Below are 22,008 nucleotides of genomic sequence, written 5' to 3' on the forward strand. Positions count from 1 at the left end.
CATGTAGTTTAGGGGGAACAGTATGGCGCATTTTATAGATAGACGCTTAAATGGTAAAAACAAAAGCACGCTTAATCGTCAGCGCTTTATTAGGCGCTATAAAAAGCAAATAAAAGAAGCAGTGTCTGATGCGGTTAATAAACGCAGCGTTACCGACTCAAGTTCAGGGGAGAGTATATCTATCCCGCAACGAGATATTAGCGAGCCCATTTTTCACCAAGGTAAAGGGGGCGACAGAGAACAAATTCACCCTGGCAACGATCAATTTTCAACAGGTGACAAAATTGAGCGCCCTAAAGGCGGCCAAGGTGGTGGCGCAGGCGATGGCGATGCAAGTGATTCAGGCGAAGGCCAAGATGACTTTGTGTTTTCTATTTCTAAAGATGAATACCTTGATTTACTCTTTGAAGACCTAGAACTGCCCAACTTACAAGAAAACCAGCTAGATAAGCTTGTACAAATGAAAACTCATCGGGCTGGTTTTTGTAGCGATGGTATGCCCAGTAATATTGATATAGTACGCTCATTACAGGGCTCACTCGCCAGAAGAGTCGCCATGAGTGCGGGTAAAAAAAGACGCCTAGCAGAGCTTGAAGGTCAACTTGCGATGGAGTGTGAGCAAACCGACAGCGACCAAGCCATTATTGCATTATTACAAGAGGAAATTGAGCAACTTAAACAGCAAATAAAAGCCGTACCATTTATTGATAATTACGACTTACGTTTTCGTAATTATGAAAAACGCCCCCACCCCACCAGCAAAGCCGTTATGTTTTGTATTATGGATGTATCAGGCTCGATGGATCAGGCCACAAAAGACATGGCAAAGCGTTTTTATATTTTGCTCTATCAATTTTTGACTCGAAGTTATAAAGACATTGAGGTGGTGTATATACGCCACCACACACAAGCTAAAGAGGTCGACGAACAAGAGTTTTTTTATTCTCAAGAAACTGGCGGCACCATTGTCTCCAGTGCCCTTAAATTAATGAACGAAATAATAAAAGAGCGCTATGATTCAGAGCAATGGAATATATACGCAGCGCAAGCATCTGATGGCGATAACTGGGCAGACGACACCCCACACTGCGGTGAAATATTACGCAATAAGCTACTTAATGCGGTACGCTACTTTGCCTATATAGAAATTACCACGCGTGCGCACCAAAGCTTGTGGCGCGAATATCAAAACATCACCCAAACCCATAGCAACTTTGCAATACAACATATTCAAAGTGTTGAAGACATTTACCCTATGTTTAGGGAGCTATTTAAAAAAAATCGTCAACAACAAGGGGCTGCTTAGCCTAAGCGAGGTTTACTATGAGCACTGAACGAATTAGCGATGGCCCAGATTGGACCTTTGAGCTGCTTGAGCAATACCAAACTGAAATAGCCCGTGTTGCAGAGCATTACCGGTTAGACACTTACCCTAACCAAATTGAGGTAATAACAGCTGAGCAAATGATGGATGCTTATTCAAGCGTTGGCATGCCTATAGGCTACAGCCATTGGTCATATGGTAAAAAATTTATACAAACCGAACAAAATTATAAGCGTGGGCAAATGGGGCTGGCTTACGAAATTGTGATTAATTCAAACCCCTGTATTGCTTATTTAATGGAAGAAAACACACTCCCTATGCAGGCACTGGTTATGGCGCATGCCTGTTATGGCCATAACTCATTTTTTAAAGGAAACTACTTATTTAAAACATGGACTGACGCCGACTCCATCATAGATTACTTAGTGTTTGCTAAAAATTATATTAGCCGCTGCGAAGAAAAATACGGTATTACACAAGTAGAAAGCTTAATTGATTCGTGTCACGCATTGATGAATTACGGCGTAGATAGATATAAACGCCCGCAGCAAATTTCCCTTTTTGAAGAGCAAAAACGCCAAAAAGAGCGTGAAGACTACATGCAATCTCAAGTAAACGAGCTATGGCGCACTATCCCCGCTCAACAGCAAGAAGCTAAAAAGCAAGAAAGGCATTTTCCGCAAGAGCCGCAAGAAAACATTTTATATTTTATTGAGAAAAACGCGCCTTTATTAGAGTCTTGGCAGCGAGAAGTAATACGTATTGTACGAAAGATATCGCAATATTTTTATCCGCAAAAACAAACCCAAGTGATGAACGAAGGCTGGGCCACCTTTTGGCACTACACCATTTTGAACCACTTATATGATGAAGGTAAATTAACCGACTCCTTTATGATGGAGTTTTTGCAAAGCCATACCAACGTGGTTTATCAGCCACCTTATAACAGCAATTACTATTCAGGTATAAACCCGTATGCATTGGGTTTTAATATGATGGTGGATATTCGCCGTATTTGCGAAAACCCAACAGATGAAGATAGACGCTGGTTTCCTGAATATGCAGGCACTAATTGGCTAGACACACTGCATTTTGCGATGGAAAACTTTAAAGATGAAAGCTTCATAAGCCAATTTTTATCACCTAAGTTGATTCGTGATTTTAAGCTGTTTACTATTGTCGATCACTGCCGTAATCCACATCTAGAAGTAGGCGCAATACATGATGATAGCGGTTATCAGGCTGTACGCGAAGCGCTTTCAGCGCAATATAATTTGAGTAATCACGAACCTAACATTCAAGTATATAATGTTGATGTTAGAGGCGATCGTTCTTTAACGTTGCGTTATGTTCCTCACAATAATATCCCCCTTGCTGACTCGCATAAAGAAGTGCTAAAACACCTTTACAGGTTATGGGGATTCAAGGTTCAATTAGAGCAAGAGACCAGTACAGGCGATGTGTCTACTCTTGGCCAATGCCCAGCAGATGATACTCGCCATACTACAGAGTAAATAAAACGGCTGATAAAAACGGCACTTTAACCAAGCCCTTGTTAAGTATTGACTGCCAAAGCTTGCAGCGCAATTAGGTGCATCCTTGGTTACTTTAATTTAGCAGTAATATTACCGCTGCTTTAATTTTAGCAGCGCATAAAAAATGACGCTTATGCGTCATTTTTTATATCCTCAAAATCGGTTACTCTGTTACGGCCATGCTCTTTTGAGTGATACAGGGCTTTGTCAGCGGCTTCAATCCACCGCTCATGTTTTGCAAAGTCAGGGCTATTTCCTGCAAAACCAACACTCACAGTCATCTCTATTTTTGTGTTTTTATAAACAAAAGGGTTGGCTTCTATTAACGCTCTTATGCGCTCGGCAAAAGTTGCTGCGCCTTGCTTGTCGGTATCGAGTAAAGTAACAACAAACTCCTCCCCACCATAACGCCCTGCTATATCGGTTTCGCGAAGCGTCGTTCGTAGCAGTTCTGAAAGGTGGCGTAGCGCTTCATCGCCACAACTATGGCCATGCTCATCATTAATTTTTTTAAAATGATCGATATCAAACATCAATAATGTGCTGCTGCCACCGCTGCGCTTAACACGTAAAAACTCTTGGTGCAGTGTGCTTTCCCAATGCCCACGGTTAAACAGTTGCGTTAAGCTGTCGGTTTGGCTTACTTGCTCTAAACGCTTATTTAAATCTTCTAATTCTTTTTTATTGACCGCCACATCGGTAACATCATAAATAATGATACAAATATGACTTACCTCACCCAGTGTATTGGTAAGTGGAATAAAGGTCGCATTTTGGTACATGTAATCTGCTTTACCGGTAATGGGGCGGTAGTTTTTAAAACGAAAGATGTAAGGTTGCTGCTCCCAGATAGTAAAAGAGCGGTTTTTAAGTACAAATACAGACTCTGATTTACTCCTAAACCATTTTTCATCAATCGAAGGAAATAAATCAAATAGGTCTTTGTCTTTTACAGCACTTGGTAATAGCCCAGAATGGTTTTCCATAAAGCCATTCCACACACACACTTTATAATTTCTATCCAGTACAACCAGGCCCACATCAACCGTGTTAAACATATCCATTAACCAATGGATCTCATTCATTTCTAAATCAGCGGCCATAACTTAGTCTTCTAATAGGTAAGCAACTTTGTATTTCAAAGTTTTAAGTGAATCTTCGGTAAATAACAGCATAAGATCGCAGTTAATATCGTGGTTTTCGATGCCGTAGCTTATTTCTATCGCTAAGGTTCTTTGCCAACGAGATTTATTTGATTTAACCAATTCAGATACGTCGCGATGTTGGCCAAGTACAATGGGATGACCTTGGCTAAAAGACATATCTAGCTGTTTAGAAAGCCCCGTTAAAATTGAGCCTATTAAAATATTACTAATATCCATAAGTAGCTCAAGCTCAACTTTGTCGTTCAGCTCACCGTCGTAATTCATCAGTGACGCAATTTCTTTAAAGCTTGAATCATTTAATAAAAGTAATGCCTCGCCCGATACGCCACCGCCAATAAAGCCTTGGCACACCCCTGATGTGGCAGCATTATTGTCAATTGACTGCAGCGCCATATCCAGTTCATTAACTTCAAGCACATTCACATTCGGAATTGGCAGCTCTACAAACACATTCAAAAGCCGTGCAAGCAAATCGCCTGCTTGGCCCATAGCGACATTTGTAAGCTCTTGGTATATATCGCGCACATCTGGGTCTACTTGTTCACCTAAAGAATGAGCAAGACGCTCGCGCATGGCTTTATCTTTAATGCCATGATGCTCGATAATATCGGCAAGTTTTTCAGGTGAGCAAGGTTTTTGGATAAAATCAATGGCGCCTAATTCAAGTACGCGTTGGTGCGCATTTGGCTGAATATCGCCCGATACAACCACGGTTAGAATATTAAGGCCTTGCTCTTTCATGGCCATAAGGACTTCGTAACCGTCCATTTCAGGCATGTTTAAATCAAGAAAAAGGATTTCAGGCTCGATTATTTTTAGTTTTTTGATGCAATCAACACCATCTTGAGCAAACTCTACTTTAATATCCCAGTCATCTGGTAAAGAGCGAGCTAGCTGGCGCCTCGCTAATTTTGAGTCGTCACATATTAATACGGATGTTGACATACTATCTCTCTATTATTTAACCCAATGTTGTCAATAGGCCTTATGACTTTATTAAAGATACATTTTGTAACTACATGTTAATAAAAGTTCTTGCAGTTTACAATTTATATATCACAGAACTTATTATTACTTTTACAGTGATATTTAATCGCTTGGTCAGTGATATTGAGTATAATACACTCAAACCTATTGCGTTAATTTAAAAGGAAATAACCTATGGTACGCTCTCTTATTTTTGCACTAAGCACACTGGCTTTAAGCTCAGTTGTGCACGCATCACAGTACCCAGAAAACACGCTTGATGCAGGTAAGGTCTCTGCTCAAGGTAAGCCTGTCACTTTGTTAGGTAAAGGTGTAAGTGTAGGTGATAATGCGCCAAATTTTAAAGTGGTTGATGGTGGTTTTGCCCCTGTAAATCTTAATGATTATAAAGGGCAAGCTGTATTAATCAGCGTGGTGCCAAGTTTAGATACTGGCATTTGTAGCTTACAAACTAAACATTTTAATGAAAAAGTAGCAACGCAATTTCCTGCTACCGCAATACTGACCATCAGTGCCGATTTACCTTTTGCTCAAAAACGCTTTTGTAATGCTGAAAACATCGACAAAGTAACAGCCCTTTCTGACTCTGTATGGCGAGACTTTGGCCAAAAATATGGCTTAATTATAAAAGATATGGGGCTACTAACTCGCGCTGTGCTTATTTTAGATAAAAGCCATACAGTGATATACAAACAGCTCGTGTCTAATTTATCTACCGAGCCAAACTACGACTCAGTAATAGAAAAGCTAAAAACGTTGTAGGTAACAGGGCGTGTTGACCTTTGGTGGTTTAATTTTAAATTGTTAAAAGCTACTAAATACAAAAAAACCGCCCAAGGGCGGTTTTTAAATACCTAAGCTGTGTTTAGATTATATTAACCTAAAAGCTCTGCTAGTTGCTGACTTACTGTTTCAACAGCTTGCGTACCATCAATTTTATGGTACTGCGTGTTACCTGCTTGCGCTTCAGCTTGGTAGTAATCAACCAATGGCATAGTTTGCTCATGGTAAATAGCTAAACGTTTACGAACTGTTTCTTCCGTGTCATCTGCACGAATAATAAGCTCTTCGCCTGTTTCATCGTCTTTACCTTCCACTTTTGGTGGGTTGTAAACAACGTGATAAACACGGCCAGAGCCAGGATGTACGCGACGTCCACCCATACGCTCAACAATTACTTCATCAGCAACGTCAAACTCAATAACGTGATCAACCACAACGCCATTTTCTTTCATTGCATCTGCTTGTGGAATGGTACGTGGGAAGCCATCAAGTAAAAAGCCTTGTTCGCAGTCTGGTTTAGCAATACGCTCTTTCACTAAACCAATGATGATATCGTCAGAAATTAACTGACCTGCATCCATTACTTTTTTCGCTTCTAAGCCAAGTGGTGTACCTTCTTTAATGGCTGCACGAAGCATATCACCGGTAGAAATTTGTGGAATACCGTATTTGTCCATTAAAAACTGAGCTTGAGTACCTTTACCAGCACCTGGCGCGCCCAAAAGAATAATGCGCATATCATTGTCCCCTAGTATGGATATTTATTTTAAAGCCTGAATTCTTCCACAAGCGCTGCAGATACTCAAGCAACTTATACTAATTGCCTACTTTAGAGCGCATAAAAAAAGGAAGCATACGCTTCCTTTATAATTATGGTTATATTTTAGGCTCTTTTAGCAATTAAAAGAGCCTGTTAGCCTTACTTATTTAAATCAAGCATTAACTTGTTTAAACGTGTTACGAACCCGGTAGGATCTTTTAATGTACCGCGTTCAGCAAGTAAAGCTTGGTCTAGTAATACATGAGACCACTGGGCAAACTTATCTTCGTCTTGCTCATCGTTTAAGTGCTTAACTAACTGATGCTCAGGGTTAAGCTCAAACACTGGCTTAGCCTCTGGTACAGGTTGCCCTACTGACTCCATAAGCTTTTGCATTTGCGAGCTCATGTCGTTCTCATCGCTAACAACACAGGCAGGAGAGTCTGTTAAGCGATGCGTAAAGCGTACTTCTTTAACTTCTTCGCCTAGCGCTGTTTTAATGCGCTCAATTAAGCCTTCTACTTCTTTTTCAGACTCTTCTTGCGCTTTTTTCGTTTCTTCGTCGTCAAGCTTACCTAAATCAAGGTCGCCACGTGTAATTGACTGGAATGGTTTTTCGTTAAACTCAGTTAAGTGGCTCATCATCCACTCATCAACACGGTCACTTAGTAATAATACTTCGATGCCTTTTTTGCGGAAGATTTCTAAGTGCGGCGAGTTTTTAGCCGCTGTAAACGAATCAGCAACCACGTAGTAAATTTTATCTTGCTCATCGTTCATACGCTCAATGTATTGCTCAAGCGATACATCTTGTGTTTCTGAGTCGGTATGCGTAGATGAGAAGCGTAACAATTTAGCAATGGCTTCTTTATTCGCTGTATCTTCTGCTGGGCCTTCTTTGATTACTTGGCCAAACTCGTTCCAAAATGTTTGGTAGTCTTCGGCTTTGTTTTTAGCCATACGCTCTAGCATTTTTAAGATACGAGACGTACACCCTTTACGAATCGCTTGCGTTACTTTGTTATCTTGTAAAATTTCGCGCGATACATTTAGCGGTAAATCGTTTGAATCAAGTAAGCCTTTTACAAAGCGCAGGTAGCTTGGCATAAACTGCTCAGCGTCATCCATAATAAAGACACGTTGAACATACAGTTTTAAGCCACTTTGGCGCTCACGGTTCCATAAATCGAACGGCGCTTTTTTAGGGATATACAATAAGCTTGTGTACTCAGTTTTACCTTCTACTTTATTGTGTGCCCAGTTTAGCGGCTCTTCCCAATCATGGCTTACATGCTTGTAAAACTCTTTGTATTCTTCATCAGAAACCTCTGACTTATCACGTGTCCATAAAGCGGTTGCACGGTTAATGCTTTCCCATTCACCTGGAACTGCTGGGATTTTTTCGCCGTCTTCGCCTTCAGACTCAGGCACTTCTGCTTTATACATTTGTACAGGCGTAGAAATATGATCTGAGTATTTAGTAACAATGCTACGTAAACGGTATTCATCCGCGTATTCTTTTTCTTCTTCACGCAGGTGTAAAATGATATCCGTACCACGGCCTTCTTTTTCAATTTCTTGTAACGTGTACTCACCTTCACCTTGTGATTGCCACTCGTACGCTTGTGTTTCACCCGCTTTACGCGTGCGCACTGTCACTTCATCAGCCACAATAAATGCCGAGTAAAAACCAACACCAAATTGACCAATTAATTGCGAGTCTTTACTTTGGTCACCGGTTAAGTTTTTGAAAAACTCAGCAGTACCCGACTTAGCAATAGTTCCTAAAGAGCTAATCACTTCTTCACGCGTCATACCAATACCATTGTCAGATATGGTAATTGTGTTCGCTTCTTTATCTGCGCTAATACGTACACGTAAATCGGCATCACCTTGGTAAAGGTCGCCATTTGAAAGCGCTAAAAAGCGTAGCTTATCGGCGGCATCTGATGCATTTGATACAAGCTCACGTAAAAATATTTCTTTATTCGAATATAACGAATGAATCATTAAGTTTAATAGTTGTTTTACTTCTGTTTGAAAGCCTAATGTTTCTTTTTGTGCTGCAGTCATTTATGTATCTCCAATTAGCAAAGTGTCTGCGTTATGCACTTAATATGGGGTGAGGTGGAGTAACTTCAAGGGAAAAATTTAAAAAAGCAGCTTTTGCGCTGACATAAATAAAAAGCCACATAAAAATGTGGCTTTTAGAGTTAAATTACGGTGCATTTTTAGCGTGCTGGGCTTTTAAAGCGCTGACTTGTTCGTGCAAATAATTAGCACTTACCTGCTCAGCTTCAATCGGCTCTCCCACACTCACCGATACTAACGACCATTTAAGGCGTGGTAGTTGCCACTTGGCTTTACGGCTAAACATACTGCCCCACAAGCCACCTAAGTGAACGGGCACAACAGGCACAGGTGTGCGCGCTATAATGCGCTCAATGCCCCGCCTAAACATGTCCATTTCACCATTACTTGTTAGTTTTCCTTCAGGAAAAATACCAACTAACTCACCCCGTTCAAGCGCTGCGGCAACCTCATCAAATGCTTTTGCAAACGCCTTTGGGTTGGCTTTTTCGCTATCAATTGGAATAGCTTTTGCCATTTTAAATAGCCAATGCAGCGCTTTTGAGTAATAAATGGGAGCAAACACCATAAAGCGTATAGGCCTAGGCGAAGTGGCTAAAATAAACATCCAATCTACAAAGCTTACATGGTTAGCCACAATAACGGCTGCGCCTTCGCTTGGAATATTTTCATGCCCTTTTGTGCGCACGCGATACATGCATATAGCTAAAATATAGATAACAAAGCGCAAGAAAAATTCCGGTACCTTAGTGTAAATATAAATAGAGATAAGCAAATTAAGCCCCGCCAAAAGCAATAGTAACGACGAAATATGCCACTCTAAAACAGAGAGCGTTACAATACTTAATATGGCACTGCCAACCATAAAGAGCGCATTAAGCACATTATTAGCAGCTATCACCCGCGAACGACTTGCCTCCTCGGTACGCTGTTGAATAAGCGCATACAGCGGCACAGTATAAAAGCCGGATGCAATACCAATACCTGCCATCCAAACAAAATGCCATACCATGTCGCCTGTATTAAGCACTTGTTTAAGCGTTAATAAATTTTCAGAGGGCGCGATATATTGACTAATAGCCGGCTCTTGGCTTAATAAATACAAAAATAGCGTAATTAAAATAGCGCCAAAAGGTACAATGCCCAGCTCAATACGTGAGCGTGAGAGCTTTTCGCACAACAAAGACCCCACGGCAATGCTTAGCGAAAACACCACCAGCGCACTGGTTACCACGAGTTCATCGCCACCCATTACATGCTTAACGTAATTAGGTAATGCCGTTAAAATAACCGCGCCTATTAGCCAAAACCAGCTTATACCCAACACCGATTTACCAACCGATTCTGTTTGAGCATTAAGCGCTTTAAATACATTTTTAGTGGATGAAAAAATATTATAGGTAAAGTGCAAATTAGGATTATTGGCTTGGCTTATAGGAATAAAGCGGCTGCTGAAAAAGCCAAGTACCGCAAGTATCAACACGGCAATACTAATAATAGTTGGACCTGTTGTTTGGGTAATGTAATAGGTGCCAAAAATAGTACCAATTAAAATAGCGACAAAAGTGGCAGACTCAACCAAGCCATTGGCTTTTGTTAATTCGCTAGGCGCCACATGCTGCGGCAATATTGAATACTTAAGCGGGCCAAAAAAAGTACTTTGCAAGCCCATAAAAAACACGGTGGTCAGCATTAGCCATACATATTGCGTAAAAATAGAGGCTGCGCCAATAACCATAATCGGTATTTCGCAAAATTTAACAAGCCGGATCAGCTTTGATTTTTCTGTTTTTTCGGCTAATTGCCCCGCCATTCCTGAAAATAAAAAAAACGGTAATATAAATAAGCCCGCTGCAAGGTTTGAATACAGCGCACCATCGCCAAGGGTTGCAGCTTGAAACACTAACAATATAAGCACGGATTGCTTATACACATTATCATTCATAGCCGACAAAAACTGCGTTACAAATAGCGGTAAAAAGCGCTTACTGCTGAGTAAGCCGCCTTTATTGTCGTGTTTATTATTTTGCATAGTACTCCTTACTAATCAGATAAATTCCTGATGTTTTTATACCAACTTGAGCGATATTTTTAAGGCGCGTGAGCCGTGCAACTATCACGTTATCTAGTTGTTGTTAGTCAATAATTTATAACACAACGTCGCCAAGTTTAACTCATTTATTAATTTAATATGATTACCGGCAAACTCACACACGTTATACGGTAATTAAATAGCAAACACAAAAAAGCCCACATATTTTACTATGTAGGCTTTTAAAACGATTTCAGATAGTTGTGTTAGTCCTGCATAACCGCTCGGCGGCCACTAAATGCATGCATTAACGTTGTGCCATCTACTAAATCAAGCTCGCCACCAACAGGTATACCATGCGCTATGCGCGAGGCCCCTACTTTATATTTATGGCAAAGCTGGGCAATATAATGTGCAGTGGTTTCGCCCTCAACCGTGGGGTTGGTTGCTAAAATTACTTCGTTAATACCGCCGTGCGAGAGCTTTTGTTCAAGTATATCAAGGCCAATTTCTTTAGGGCCAATACCGTCAATTGGCGATAAATGCCCCATAAGTACAAAATACAAACCAAGGTATTGGCCCGTTTGCTCTATTGCCAACACATCGGTAGGCGATTCAACAACACACAGCACACCACTGTCTTGGCGTTTTGTACTTAAGCAAATATCACACTGCGCTTGCTCAGTAAAAGTGCGGCACGACTGACAATGCCCAACCGCGCCCATGGCTTTGGTCAATGCGTTACCAAGTTGAGTACCGCCTTTACGATCTCGCTCTAATAAATGAAACGCAATGCGTTGAGCCGACTTAGGACCAATACCCGGTTGGCAACGTAGCGCTTCTATAAGCTGCGTTAAACTATCTGAAAGTTGCATATTTGCTTAAAACGGCATTTTCATACCTGGTGGTAATTGCATACCGCCAGTTACTTTGCCCATACGCTCTTGCGTTTCGTCAGCAACGCGGCGAACAGCATCGTTACATGCTGCAGCAAGTAAATCTTCAATCATGTCTTTGTCGTCTTCCATAAGGCTTTCATCAAGCTCAACACGACGCACGTTATGATTACCAAGCATGGTTACTTTTACAAGGCCTGCGCCGGCTTCGCCAACAACTTCCATTGTCGCGATTTCGTCTTGGGCTTTTTGCATGCGCTCTTGCATTTGCTGCGCTTGCTTCATCATGTTACCCATTCCACCTTTAAACATAATTTTCTCTCTTTCTTTTAAACTCTAGTTGTCATGAAGATAAGGGCGATTGTATTTAATTACAATGCCTGAATACTGTTTTCGTCAATTTCGGCGCTAAATAGCTGCTGAAATTGTACTATGTTTTCATCAGATGTGATCACATCAATTGCTTGCTGGTGTCGCCCTGCATCTATTTTTTGCTGAATTAAATAAGGCGAGTCAATCACCCCTTTTGCAAAGTTAATACTCAGCGATACGTTATGCCCGTAAATGCTTGATAACGCCGCATCGAGCTTTTGCCTAAGCATGGGCGTATCTAAGTGTTTTTGCGATTCATCCACGTCAATATGTAAACTGTCGCCTTGCTTAGTAAAAATCGAGTGTAATGCAAATTGGCGCATTCGCCCACCAAGCCCCATACGCTTAATTAAATAAGCCCACTCATCTTGCTGATGCGCAAATTTAATCTCGCTAATTGGGCTTTGAAAATCATCTGGGACCGGTATAGCGGGCTCATGCTCTATTACCTCAGGCTTTTTTTGCGGGTTAATTTGCTCAAGCAGCTCAGGCGCTAAGTTTTCAGTAATTGTTTGATGCTTTTCTTTAAAATCAACCTTACGCACTGGCTGGCTTTGCGTTACTGGCTCAGCTGGCGTTTGGCTCCCTGTTACTGGGAGCGTTGGCTTTTTTTCGCTATCGCCTTGCGCATGGTCATGCCATGGCGGTGAATCGTTTTGTGACTCACTCGCTTGCGGGCTTGTATTATGTGGCTTTGCTTCGCTGTTAGGCGTAGCTTGGGCAGGTGTTTTTGGTGTTTGCGCTTGCTCAGAGGTATTTACACTCCCCCCTGAAAGCCTGCCTGCCCCCGATATATTTCTATCCCGTAAAATTCGCGCAATTGCTGATTGTGCTTGAGCTTCTTGTTCACGCACACTGCTATCTTTAGCATCGGCGTTTTCAGGCGCGGGTTGTGTGTGTTGCGCTACAGGTGCAGGGTTATAACCTTGATCTACCGCACTGCTCATAACATCATCAAATTGTGCAGCTAAGCTTTGCTCCATATTACTGTGTTGCAGATAAGCATCGTCTTCACTTTGGCGCTCAGCAGCATCGTCACTCTTAGCAATGTGCGCACTTTGCCGCACAGGGCTCGGTATATCGTTTTGCAGGCTTTGAGCCGCAGGTGATACGCTGTTGCTGTGTTGCTCACTTGGCGAGCGTGTTAGCTTCTCTGTGGGCGGTTGCTCTACTGGTTCATCAATTGTTTGGCTTTGCGCTGTGCTTTGGTTTTGGCTTTTCTCAACCATTGCTTGCGGAGCAGGGGGTTCGTCTTGCGAAGGTGTTTTATTTTTATTTAATATATCACGCAGCGCATCGGCACGGCCTTTACTACTAGTAGGCGCAGGCATTGCAGCACTTGGTGTGTCACTAGGCTCAGGAAGCGATTGAGCAGACGTTGTACCTGCAGACTCAAATGCTAATAAACGCAGCATTATCATTTCAAAGCCTAAACGAGGCTCTGGCGCCCATTGTAAGTCTTTTTTACCGTTTAATAGTAACTGGTAATAAACCTGTATTTGTTGAGCCTGGGTGTGCTGTGCAACATGGCTAATATAATCGGCGTTTTTATCATCAAGTTGCGCTGCTTGCGGGACAAGCTGAGTTAATTGAATAAGGTGAGTTAATGCAATTAAATCATCAAGTAGTGCAATATAGTTAGGATTACGGCTCGCTACTTGGGCTATTTCGTCCATCAGTGCGCCACCATCTTGTGCTAACAAAGCAGCAAGCAAACTTTGGCTGTAATGTGTGTCCATTAAACCAAGCATAGCTTGTACGGCTTGATTGTTTATGTCGCCGTTGGTTTGCGCAATAGCTTGATCTGTTAAGCTCAACGCGTCACGCATACTGCCATCGGCGGCTTTTGCAATAATACTTAGCGCATCTTTATCAAATTTTAACTCCTCTTGAGTAAGGACATGCTCAAGCTGAGTTTTAATTTCGCTTTGCGAAAGTGCATTTAAGTTAAACTGTAAACAGCGCGATAAAATGGTAACAGGTAACTTTTGCGGATCAGTGGTTGCCAATAAAAATTTCACATGCTCTGGCGGCTCTTCTAACGTTTTTAATAACGCGTTAAAGCTATGCTTAGAGAGCATGTGTACTTCATCTATTAGGTATACTTTGTAACGTCCACGCGTGGGTGCATATTGAACGTTATCAAGAATTTCACGAGTATCTTCTACTTTGGTACGAGAAGCGGCATCGATTTCAAGTAAGTCAATGTATCGCCCTGCTTCTATGTCAGTACAACTGCTACATTGCCCACAAGGAGATGCCGATATACCCTCATCACAATTTAAGCTTTTAGCAAAAATACGCGCAATGGTCGTTTTACCGACACCACGGGTTCCAGTGAATAAATAAGCGTGATGCAGTCTATTTTGCGTTAGCGCATTAACAAGCGCTTGCTTTACATGAGACTGGCCAACCAATTCATGAAAGGTTTGCGGACGCCATTTTCTCGCTAGAACCTGATAACTCATCAATTACTCGCCTTCAAACTCAACCAGTTTTAAGATTTTAATACCCATTTTTTCTATACGCTGCTCACCACCAAGCTCTGGTAATGAAACAACAAACGCTGCATCAGTGGCTGTGCCGCCTAATTTTGCAACTAGCTTTGCTGTGGCTTCAATTGTGCCACCGGTAGCTAATAAATCGTCAACTAATAATACTTTGTCGCCTGGGACAATAGCATCAACATGAAGCTCTAATGTGTCTTCACCGTATTCAAGTAGGTAATCTTGGCGAATCACTTCGCGTGGTAGCTTGCCTGGCTTACGAACAGGAATAAAAGGGATCCCTAACGCGTAAGATAGCGGTGCACCAAAAATAAAGCCGCGAGATTCTGTACCAATAATTTTTGTAAAGCCTTGGTTTTTATATTCGTTTATAAAAGCATCGATTGTTGCTTTAAAGGCTTCTGGATTTGCCATTAGTGTTGTTACATCACGAAACATAATGCCTGGTTTAGGATAGTCGGCAATGGTTGCGATACTGTTTTTAATAATAGCGGGTGTTACTTGAGTCATAAGTTTAATTGCTCAATAGTTTATATTTCAAAGCAGCTGATTATAACCTTAACTGACGTTAAAATGCGAGTTTGCTGTTATTAATACCAAGGTGGTTTGAAAATTATAAGGGTGGAGGAAGAAAAGAAGCTTAAGGCTGATATAAACAACAGCCTTAATAGAGCAAGGAGCTTTAAGTTAGGCTTGTGATCCAGCCTAAAATCGCATTTAAACAGCCAATACCTACAAAAACTGCTAAAAAAGCAATAAAGTAAGTAGCGTTAAACGGATCTTTAAAGTCTTTATCATCTGACATTGGTATAACCTTTTTTTAAGCACGACAAATAAGGCTGCCATGATAGACGAAGTAAAAACATCTATAAAGACCTTAATGTTGATTTTTTGTCACGATAATACCGCGCTCGCACATTGCATTAAGCGTACTTAACGCACCATGTGCAATTTGTTGTTCACTAAAATTGGGCGCGTGGACTAAAACCTGCTGGCATACACTCTCAAAGTCAATGCCCGCATTGGATTCTATTATTGAAAGTAGCAAGGCGGTCATTGCATTTGTGGCTAAAAACTGTACGTCGTCGTTATCATCTCTGTATACAACAAAGTAATTAGGCTGCTCAGATGGCGTGCTGGGTTTATACTCTGTGCTGATATTTTGCACCGCATACTGGTAGCTTAAATTACGCGCTACACTCGATAAGTAAAGTGTAGAATTGGTTAGTTCAGTGCTTTTTAAGCGTTGCTCATTGGTATCTTCATTAGCCACGGAAATATCAAGCTCTATCCACTCATAATGTGCCAGCTCCAGCATAAATGCATAATCGTACTCTTGCAGGGTATAGCTGCTCGATAAGTAATTAATAAATTCCCCTGCTATGTCTAAAAAATAAGGCGACATGCAGTCATGCTCACTAAAAAATGCCCTTATTAATTTTTGCCATTGCTGCTGTGTATATAAAGTTTTAAGCACCGGAAAACCAGATGAGATAAACCCTGCAATATTATTAAAAAATAAGTCACGGTAAATCGCCATGCGTCTATCTTCAATATCTTTAGGCTTTGGGTTATGTTCAGGCTCACGTATGTGCGCCATAAACTCATTCTGGCTGTCAATAAAGCTCATATTTCTTCCTTTATGCTAATTGCTGAGTAGGCGATGCGCATAACTGCTTATTTTGTAAATCGTGAATAATATCAAGCTCTTTTGTAAGTGTATTTATACTTGGAATATTAAAATCACGCTCCAATAAGGTAGGAAACACCCCATGCGCTTGGTACGCTTTATCAAGTAAGTCCCATACGGGGTCAATAACATCAGCGCCGTGGGTATCAACAATTAAATCATCGGCTTCATTGTAGTGCCCAGCTACGTGCCCATATGCAATGCGTTTTGAAGGCAACCCTAATAAAAACGCTTCGGCGTTGTAACCATGATTAATGGAATTAACATAAATATTATTTACATCAAGCAGTAGTTTACAATCGGCTTGCTCTAAAATCGTGTTTGTAAATTCAAGCTCAGATAACTGCTGGCCAGGCGCCGCATAATAAGAGACATTTTCGATGGCTATTTGGCGCTCTAAAATATCTTGCACTTGTTTGATGCGAGGTACAACGTGTGCAATGGCATCTTCAGTAAAAGGGATTGGCATTAAATCGTACATATGCCCTTTTCCAGAGCAGTAACTTAGGTGCTCACTGAATAGTTTAATGTTGTGCTGATCAAAAAACGTTTTTAGCGATTTAACAAATTCAATATCAAGAGGTTCAGGCGAGCCGATAGAAAGCGATAAACCATGGCAAACAAAATTATTGGCGTCAGTTAAGGTTTTAAATTGTTTTTTAAAGCGCCCTCCCAGCTTAAGCCAGTTTTCAGGCGCTACTTCCATAAAATCAATTTGCTTTGGTGTATGCGCTAGTAATTCATCAAGCATCTCTCGACGAAGACCTAAGCCCACCATCCCAAATGCTGAGTTCTGTGTTGCTCTCATCATTATCTCCTAAAACAAAAAGGGCCTTTTGGCCCTTTTAGCATAACGTATATCTGAGTAAATCAGGTACTTAAATCAGCCTGTTATTGGCCGCCACATTTGCCTTCGCCGCATTTACCTTCTTTTTTGCCTTTTGCGTCGCCACCACATTTACCTTCGCCGCATTTACCTTCTTTTTTGCCTTTTGCGTCGCCGCCACATTTGCCTTCGCCGCACTTACCTTCTTTTTTGCCTTTTGCGTCGCCGCCACATTTGCCTTCGCCGCACTTGCCTTCTTTTTTACCTTTTGCGTCGCCGCCACATTTGCCTTCGCCGCACTTACCTTCTTTTTTACCTTTTGCGTCACCGCCACATTTGCCTTCGCCGCACTTACCTTCTTTTTTACCTTTTGCGTCGCCGCCACATTTGCCTTCACCGCACTTACCTTCTGCCGCATCAAGCTGGTATCCGGTTACTAGCTGTTGAAATTCAAATGGGTTTGCTTGTGCATCTGCAGAGGCAAAACTTGCAGAGCCAACAACTACTGCACCTAAGGTTAACGCGATTGAGTTTTTCTTTACTGTATTCATTGTATGACTCTCTTATATAAGTGTGTATTAAGATAACGCAAGCTAATTATTGTCAATTATGCGTTGCTTGTATAATTAAATAGACCCGCTATCAAATAAAAACTTTCATTTATTTTCATTTTTTTTACTTTTAAATTTATACATACAAATATGGGCAGTAATTTAAGTTTTATCAAACCATACTTTGCAGGTACACTACGCACCCGTTTTTTCAATAAAAATACTCTATGAAACTTGTTTTAGCGCCTATGGAAGGTGTTGTTGATTTTAAAATGCGCCAACTTCTTACCAATATTGGTGGCTTTGACCTATGCGTAACAGAATTTGTTAGAGTAATTGATAAATGTTTACCGGCTAAAGTTTTTCATCGCTATTGCCCTGAGCTCAATAATAACGGTTTAACCAAAGCCGGTACTCCTGTGCGCGTACAGTTATTAGGGCAAGTGGCCGACGTATTAGCAGAAAATGCGGTTAGAGCTATCGAATTAGGCTCCCACGGTATAGATCTTAATTTTGGCTGCCCTGCAAAAACGGTAAATAAAAGCCGCGGGGGCGCTGTACTGCTAAAAGACCCTGATCATATGTATAACATAATCAAAGCGGTAAGGGATGCGGTAGATAGTAAACATCAAGTAAGCGCTAAAATACGCTTGGGCTTTGATGATGATAGCAATAGCCAAGAAATTGTAGATGCCGTTGTCAGCGCCGGTGCAGATAGTATTGCAATACACGCCCGTACTAAGCGTGATGGTTATAACCCACCTGCATACTGGGAAAAAATCCCCCCGCTAATAAAAGGTAAAAACATAGCCGTGGTTGCCAATGGTGAAATTTGGCAAGTGGAAGATGCTCTACTTTGCCAAACCCGAAGCCAGTGTAGCGATTTAATGCTAGGGCGCGGTGCGCTTTCTCACCCTGATTTAGCAAAAAAAATTAAAGCTCATGTTAATAATGAACAATATAATGGCCTAGAGTGGGAACATATAATTTATCATTTGATTCACTCTGCTATTCATCAAGACCCCACACAAGATGAAAAATATTTTGCCTCTCGTACTAAACAATGGCTGGGTTATCTAAAACGCCAATACCCACAAGCTAATGCACTATTTGATGAAATAAGACGTCTTAAAGTAAAAGGTGATGTAGCACAGGTTTTAAAAAAATACGCTAAGTCTCCGCAACTTGATTCAAATCATAGCGTATAAGCAGCGCAGCTCAGATAATACCGGTATAACGAAACGCTAAATGAAGGTTATACCAATATGCTTTATCAGCAACAACTGCACAGTGAAATAGCACACGTTAAATCAGTAATATTAGCGATGCTGAGCCAATCTGCACACCCTGCCCATCTTAAGCTACGTGACGTTATATTAACTAGCCAGCATAACGAATGGCTTGACACGGCCACCTACCACTTAGGTCCTGAATATCAAACTTTAGTTAATAGGCTGACAGAATTAGAAGCGGCAATAAGCCAAATTGATATTGGTCAATACGGCTATTGCTGCGATTGTGAAGAAGCAATTTCTGAGCGGTTACTTAAAAAAGACCCTGCAACACAGCGTTGTGAAATGTGCGCTAAGCGCACATAAGCGTTTAAAGTGTTAATAGTTGCTCGGCAAAACTAAAAGCCTGGCCTGGGTAAAGCACACTATCTTCAACTAAGTACTGCGCATCGCGCTGTGAAATAGCTAATCGTTTTACTAAGTTCACTTTTGCCTGAGATAAGGTCCATGCATGGTAGTGTATGCCCACATCGGTTTCCATTAGCGCAAGCATTAGCCTTTTATCTTCTGGGCTTAGCTCGCTATTTTTAGCCATAGCGGGCAACAGCATGTAATCAGTTTGCCAATCAATCCCTTTTACTTTTGGCGCCTTGCTTAAGTATTGGCTAATAAACGAAGTATTATGCTGCTCGATATAGCTCAAATTAGGCGCAGTATGCGAGTCAATTTGAAGATGCTGATTAATAGTATCAACCCATTGCAAAGGCGACTTAACTGCCCCACTGAAGTAATTTAGTTTACTTTGATACCATTCACTGCCATTAGCAAGTCCACGTAAGCCAATGCTTCCCCTTGGTTTGTATTGGGCCAAGTAATCATTAAACTCTGCAATCTGGGCTTTTAAATCGTTTGCGCTAGATTGTTTTAATAGTGGCGTTTGTAAGTAACCCTGCAGGAGGTTTAATTCAATCTTGTTTAATCTCAAATTGCTTTGCAGCGCACTATCTAATTGATCTTGAGTGAACTTAAGCCACTCAATTACCTCGTTAGACTTAGTAATTTGCATTTGCGCTGATAAAAAGTTATCTAACACATTGACCTGTGCAGGCCAGCTGAAAAAGCGCTCAGGAAAACGCTCAGCAATAATTAAGTAATTTAGCTGCTGCGTTTGCGCGTTTGAAAGTGTCATTGTTTGTAGGCGCTGATACATCTGATGACGAAGCGATAAATACGCTGAGGAAAAAGGCAGTACTTGTTCAGTGGATACACTTTCAGTGCCCACAGGTTTTAGCGCCGTGTTTAAACTTTTAATACTCTGCTGCGCAGCATCATAAGATTCAAAAGGCAGTGGTTGTTTTGAACAAGCAACCAAAAACAGACTAAATAGGACAGACAAAAAATGCGTTTTATTCATTATAAATTCCAATAAAAAAAGCCCCAAAGGGGCTTTTTATATAATTGCTAAAACAAATTAAAGTTAAATTTTAACACCGTTGCGAGCGGCTTTATCTTTAATAAATGTAGACCAACCTTTAGCAAACTTACGTGTGCGTGGGTCGTCCATTGCTTTAGTAATAGCAGCATAAGCTTGCTTGTATTTAGCTTGGTAGTAGTACGCTTCAGCTAAGTCTGAATAAATGGTGCCTTTTTTGTCAGAGCCAAGCTCTAACGCTTTGTTCAAACGAACAACAGCAGCACTAAAGTTCTCAGATTGTAAAAGTAACGATCCTGCTTTGCGGTAAAGCTCTGCATCGTCGTCAAATTTAGCAGCTTCTTCGTAGTACTTAGCAGCTTTTTCGATGTCTTTAGAACGGTGGTAGTTACTAGCAATTGCGTTAACATTTTGCTTAGTACGCTTAACTTTGTCTTCTTTAATCGCATTTTCAAGGGTTTTAGCCGCTTTAAATGGAATTTCGTTTAAAGAGTAAAAGTTAGAAAGTACTTTGTAATCTACTTCCGCTTCAAAATAGCCATTTTTGAATGCTACTTCCATGGTCGCTAGACCTTTAGAGTAGTCTTCGGTTTGTAGGTAGTATTTACCTAAACTAACCCAGGCTTTTTTGTCATCTGGCCAAACACGTACAATCTCTTCACCAATTTTCACCATGTTGGCGTAATCTTTAAGTTCAAAGTAAGAACCTAATTTTAATTGGTAAGGGGCCTTGTTAGGCTCCTTTTGTAAAGAGATTGCCTTGTCGGCAGGTTTAAAAACATCACGAAACTGACCTAACTGATAGTTAGCTTGCGCGATACGAGTATACACTTTAGGATCTTCTTCGCCGGTGAAGTCCATCCAAGCTGTATAAGCTTTTTTGGCTTCTTGGAACTTTTCAGTACCTGCGTATAAATCACCTAATAGCTTTAAAGTTTGCTCGTGATCTGCGAAGTTTAAAATATCAGGGGCAACAGCTTGTCTAGAGTATTTAATCGCTTCATCGTACTTCTCTTTTTGCGCGTACATGCTACCTAAGTAACGATTTACAGTCGCTTTATCGAAGTCGTTAGATGCGTCAATCTCTTTTAACAAGGCAATTGCTTCATCAATTTTGTCTTCATTGTACAAGTCAAACGCTTTAATTACCTTTTTACCAGTACGCTCGCCCATGATTTTAGTCTTGGCTTTTTTACGCTCTTCAATTTTAGCGTAATCCGGCGCTGCTAATACAGGTGCAGTTATAGCTGCACCTGACACAGACATAAGAATTGCAAGAGCAGTTACTTTAGATAAATTTCTCATTACTCGCCTCCTTAGCCTTGGTTAAGTTTAAAGTCTAGTTGAACTTGTAAACCAACTTGTTTCTGTGGTTTACCGTCAATAATTTTAGGACGGTATTTCCACTTGCGTAATGCACGTTTAGCTTCACGGTCAAAGATACGTTTTGGTTCTGCGTCAATAACTTGAACGTCAGTCACACCACCTAACTCATCAATTGTGAACGAAAGTTGTACCCAACCTTCTTTACCATCACGCGCTGCTTGCGTTGGATATTTTGGTTCAATACGAACGATAGGTGTCGCATCACCATCTCGTCCAAATGCACCTGGACCACTTAGTCCACCAGCCGAACTTCCTACATCAATGCTACCCATGTTAAATGACATAGCACCAGGGTTAGGATTGTTATTCTCCGGCTGTGGCGGCTGCGGTTTAGGCGGCTGCTTTGGCGGTGGCGGAGGCGGAGGCGGAACACGCTTCCTCTCCTGCACCTTAGATTCAGGCGGATTCGTCATTATTTCGACTATGATCTGCTCTTTT

21 protein-coding genes are annotated in these 22,008 nt (G+C 41.2%); 5 read left to right on the forward strand and 16 right to left on the reverse strand.

Annotation, left to right across the window (positions count from 1 at the left end; all coding sequences use genetic code 11):
- The first annotated feature begins 22 nt into the window (after positions 1 to 22).
- Entirely contained in the window at positions 23 to 1,306 is a 1,284-nt protein-coding gene (locus B4F91_RS11975) for a YeaH/YhbH family protein (RefSeq protein WP_055255013.1), read from the forward strand.
- Positions 1,307 to 1,323: 17 nt separating this feature from the next.
- Complete coding sequence (locus tag B4F91_RS11980) at positions 1,324 to 2,838, forward strand: SpoVR family protein (protein WP_286939162.1); 1,515 nt, start codon at positions 1,324 to 1,326, stop codon at positions 2,836 to 2,838.
- A 152-nt stretch (positions 2,839 to 2,990) separates the two neighbouring features.
- On the opposite strand, the gene B4F91_RS11985 is transcribed toward B4F91_RS11980, so the two are convergent.
- Both B4F91_RS11985 and B4F91_RS11990 read right to left on the reverse strand, forming a co-directional pair.
- Positions 2,991 to 3,962, reverse strand: a complete 972-nt coding sequence (locus B4F91_RS11985) for a sensor domain-containing diguanylate cyclase (RefSeq protein ID WP_004588115.1) — start codon at positions 3,960 to 3,962, stop codon at positions 2,991 to 2,993.
- Between the two features lie 3 nt (positions 3,963 to 3,965).
- Positions 3,966 to 4,970 (reverse strand): response regulator, encoded by a 1,005-nt coding sequence (locus tag B4F91_RS11990; protein WP_004588116.1) that lies wholly within the window; start codon positions 4,968 to 4,970, stop codon positions 3,966 to 3,968.
- A gap of 216 nt (positions 4,971 to 5,186) precedes the next feature.
- Here B4F91_RS11990 and tpx point away from each other — a divergent pair, with 216 nt between their 5' ends.
- Positions 5,187 to 5,774 (forward strand): thiol peroxidase, encoded by a 588-nt coding sequence (gene tpx / locus B4F91_RS11995; RefSeq protein WP_121637647.1) that lies wholly within the window; start codon positions 5,187 to 5,189, stop codon positions 5,772 to 5,774.
- Positions 5,775 to 5,887: 113 nt separating this feature from the next.
- Here tpx and adk read toward each other — a convergent pair whose 3' ends face one another.
- From adk to B4F91_RS12050, 11 genes are all read right to left on the reverse strand, one after another.
- Positions 5,888 to 6,532 (reverse strand): adenylate kinase, encoded by a 645-nt coding sequence (gene adk / locus B4F91_RS12000; RefSeq protein WP_004588118.1) that lies wholly within the window; start codon positions 6,530 to 6,532, stop codon positions 5,888 to 5,890.
- A gap of 182 nt (positions 6,533 to 6,714) precedes the next feature.
- Entirely contained in the window at positions 6,715 to 8,628 is a 1,914-nt protein-coding gene (htpG, locus tag B4F91_RS12005) for a molecular chaperone HtpG (protein WP_121637648.1), read from the reverse strand.
- Positions 8,629 to 8,773: 145 nt separating this feature from the next.
- Entirely contained in the window at positions 8,774 to 10,678 is a 1,905-nt protein-coding gene (locus B4F91_RS12010) for an MFS transporter (protein ID WP_286939169.1), read from the reverse strand.
- 266 nt (positions 10,679 to 10,944) lie between these two features.
- Complete coding sequence (recR, locus tag B4F91_RS12015; RefSeq protein ID WP_004588121.1) at positions 10,945 to 11,553, reverse strand: recombination mediator RecR; 609 nt, start codon at positions 11,551 to 11,553, stop codon at positions 10,945 to 10,947.
- Positions 11,554 to 11,559: 6 nt separating this feature from the next.
- Complete coding sequence (locus B4F91_RS12020) at positions 11,560 to 11,886, reverse strand: YbaB/EbfC family nucleoid-associated protein (RefSeq protein ID WP_004588122.1); 327 nt, start codon at positions 11,884 to 11,886, stop codon at positions 11,560 to 11,562.
- Positions 11,887 to 11,945: 59 nt separating this feature from the next.
- Positions 11,946 to 14,414, reverse strand: a complete 2,469-nt coding sequence (dnaX, locus tag B4F91_RS12025) for a DNA polymerase III subunit gamma/tau (RefSeq protein ID WP_286939170.1) — start codon at positions 14,412 to 14,414, stop codon at positions 11,946 to 11,948.
- 3 nt (positions 14,415 to 14,417) lie between these two features.
- Positions 14,418 to 14,963 (reverse strand): adenine phosphoribosyltransferase, encoded by a 546-nt coding sequence (gene apt, locus B4F91_RS12030; protein ID WP_004588124.1) that lies wholly within the window; start codon positions 14,961 to 14,963, stop codon positions 14,418 to 14,420.
- A 172-nt stretch (positions 14,964 to 15,135) separates the two neighbouring features.
- A complete protein-coding gene (locus B4F91_RS12035; protein ID WP_004588125.1) occupies positions 15,136 to 15,258 on the reverse strand; it encodes a hypothetical protein in 123 nt (40 codons plus the stop codon).
- A gap of 72 nt (positions 15,259 to 15,330) precedes the next feature.
- Positions 15,331 to 16,083, reverse strand: a complete 753-nt coding sequence (locus B4F91_RS12040) for a DNA-binding domain-containing protein (RefSeq protein ID WP_286939171.1) — start codon at positions 16,081 to 16,083, stop codon at positions 15,331 to 15,333.
- A 10-nt stretch (positions 16,084 to 16,093) separates the two neighbouring features.
- The gene (locus tag B4F91_RS12045) at positions 16,094 to 16,921 is read right to left on the reverse strand and encodes a DUF692 domain-containing protein (protein WP_095206655.1); all 828 of its coding nucleotides are present in this window, start codon (positions 16,919 to 16,921) and stop codon (positions 16,094 to 16,096) included.
- Positions 16,922 to 17,034: 113 nt separating this feature from the next.
- Complete coding sequence (locus tag B4F91_RS12050) at positions 17,035 to 17,520, reverse strand: hypothetical protein (RefSeq protein ID WP_024033363.1); 486 nt, start codon at positions 17,518 to 17,520, stop codon at positions 17,035 to 17,037.
- A gap of 227 nt (positions 17,521 to 17,747) precedes the next feature.
- On the opposite strand from B4F91_RS12050, the gene B4F91_RS12055 reads away from it, so the two are divergent.
- Together B4F91_RS12055 and B4F91_RS12060 are read left to right on the forward strand one after the other, a co-directional pair.
- Positions 17,748 to 18,728 carry a tRNA-dihydrouridine synthase gene (locus tag B4F91_RS12055; RefSeq protein WP_096041497.1) on the forward strand — a complete coding sequence of 327 codons (981 nt, stop codon included), beginning with the start codon at positions 17,748 to 17,750 and terminating at the stop codon, positions 18,726 to 18,728.
- A 57-nt stretch (positions 18,729 to 18,785) separates the two neighbouring features.
- On the forward strand, positions 18,786 to 19,118 hold the full coding sequence (locus tag B4F91_RS12060; RefSeq protein ID WP_004588130.1) for a TraR/DksA C4-type zinc finger protein: 333 nt from the start codon (positions 18,786 to 18,788) through the stop codon (positions 19,116 to 19,118).
- Between the two features lie 4 nt (positions 19,119 to 19,122).
- Here the strand turns inward: B4F91_RS12060 and B4F91_RS12065 are convergent, their stop codons facing one another.
- The 3 genes from B4F91_RS12065 to B4F91_RS12075 form a co-directional block, all read right to left on the reverse strand.
- Positions 19,123 to 20,166 carry a hypothetical protein gene (locus B4F91_RS12065; RefSeq protein ID WP_286939174.1) on the reverse strand — a complete coding sequence of 348 codons (1,044 nt, stop codon included), beginning with the start codon at positions 20,164 to 20,166 and terminating at the stop codon, positions 19,123 to 19,125.
- A gap of 63 nt (positions 20,167 to 20,229) precedes the next feature.
- Positions 20,230 to 21,489, reverse strand: a complete 1,260-nt coding sequence (locus B4F91_RS12070) for a tetratricopeptide repeat protein (protein WP_004588132.1) — start codon at positions 21,487 to 21,489, stop codon at positions 20,230 to 20,232.
- A gap of 11 nt (positions 21,490 to 21,500) precedes the next feature.
- On the reverse strand, positions 21,501 to 22,008 hold a 508-nt coding region (locus B4F91_RS12075), incomplete at its 5' end, for an energy transducer TonB (RefSeq protein ID WP_288635785.1).

The organism is Pseudoalteromonas sp. UBA6610, from assembly GCF_002433295.1.
Taxonomy (GTDB): domain Bacteria; phylum Pseudomonadota; class Gammaproteobacteria; order Enterobacterales; family Alteromonadaceae; genus Pseudoalteromonas; species Pseudoalteromonas atlantica.

Coding starts and splice junctions, on each gene's coding strand:
- B4F91_RS11980 (WP_286939162.1), top strand. CDS start 1,324: ATGAGCACTGAACGAATTAGCGATGGCCCAGATTGGACCTTTGAGCTG.
- B4F91_RS12065 (WP_286939174.1), bottom strand. CDS start 20,166: ATGAATAAAACGCATTTTTTGTCTGTCCTATTTAGTCTGTTTTTGGTT.
- tpx (WP_121637647.1), top strand. CDS start 5,187: ATGGTACGCTCTCTTATTTTTGCACTAAGCACACTGGCTTTAAGCTCA.
- B4F91_RS11975 (WP_055255013.1), top strand. CDS start 23: ATGGCGCATTTTATAGATAGACGCTTAAATGGTAAAAACAAAAGCACG.
- B4F91_RS12045 (WP_095206655.1), bottom strand. CDS start 16,921: ATGGTGGGCTTAGGTCTTCGTCGAGAGATGCTTGATGAATTACTAGCG.
- B4F91_RS11985 (WP_004588115.1), bottom strand. CDS start 3,962: ATGGCCGCTGATTTAGAAATGAATGAGATCCATTGGTTAATGGATATG.
- apt (WP_004588124.1), bottom strand. CDS start 14,963: ATGACTCAAGTAACACCCGCTATTATTAAAAACAGTATCGCAACCATT.
- B4F91_RS12040 (WP_286939171.1), bottom strand. CDS start 16,083: ATGAGCTTTATTGACAGCCAGAATGAGTTTATGGCGCACATACGTGAG.
- B4F91_RS11990 (WP_004588116.1), bottom strand. CDS start 4,970: ATGTCAACATCCGTATTAATATGTGACGACTCAAAATTAGCGAGGCGC.
- B4F91_RS12020 (WP_004588122.1), bottom strand. CDS start 11,886: ATGTTTAAAGGTGGAATGGGTAACATGATGAAGCAAGCGCAGCAAATG.
- B4F91_RS12035 (WP_004588125.1), bottom strand. CDS start 15,258: ATGTCAGATGATAAAGACTTTAAAGATCCGTTTAACGCTACTTACTTT.
- dnaX (WP_286939170.1), bottom strand. CDS start 14,414: ATGAGTTATCAGGTTCTAGCGAGAAAATGGCGTCCGCAAACCTTTCAT.
- B4F91_RS12050 (WP_024033363.1), bottom strand. CDS start 17,520: ATGAATACAGTAAAGAAAAACTCAATCGCGTTAACCTTAGGTGCAGTA.
- htpG (WP_121637648.1), bottom strand. CDS start 8,628: ATGACTGCAGCACAAAAAGAAACATTAGGCTTTCAAACAGAAGTAAAA.
- B4F91_RS12060 (WP_004588130.1), top strand. CDS start 18,786: ATGCTTTATCAGCAACAACTGCACAGTGAAATAGCACACGTTAAATCA.
- B4F91_RS12010 (WP_286939169.1), bottom strand. CDS start 10,678: ATGCAAAATAATAAACACGACAATAAAGGCGGCTTACTCAGCAGTAAG.
- recR (WP_004588121.1), bottom strand. CDS start 11,553: ATGCAACTTTCAGATAGTTTAACGCAGCTTATAGAAGCGCTACGTTGC.
- adk (WP_004588118.1), bottom strand. CDS start 6,532: ATGCGCATTATTCTTTTGGGCGCGCCAGGTGCTGGTAAAGGTACTCAA.
- B4F91_RS12070 (WP_004588132.1), bottom strand. CDS start 21,489: ATGAGAAATTTATCTAAAGTAACTGCTCTTGCAATTCTTATGTCTGTG.
- B4F91_RS12055 (WP_096041497.1), top strand. CDS start 17,748: ATGAAACTTGTTTTAGCGCCTATGGAAGGTGTTGTTGATTTTAAAATG.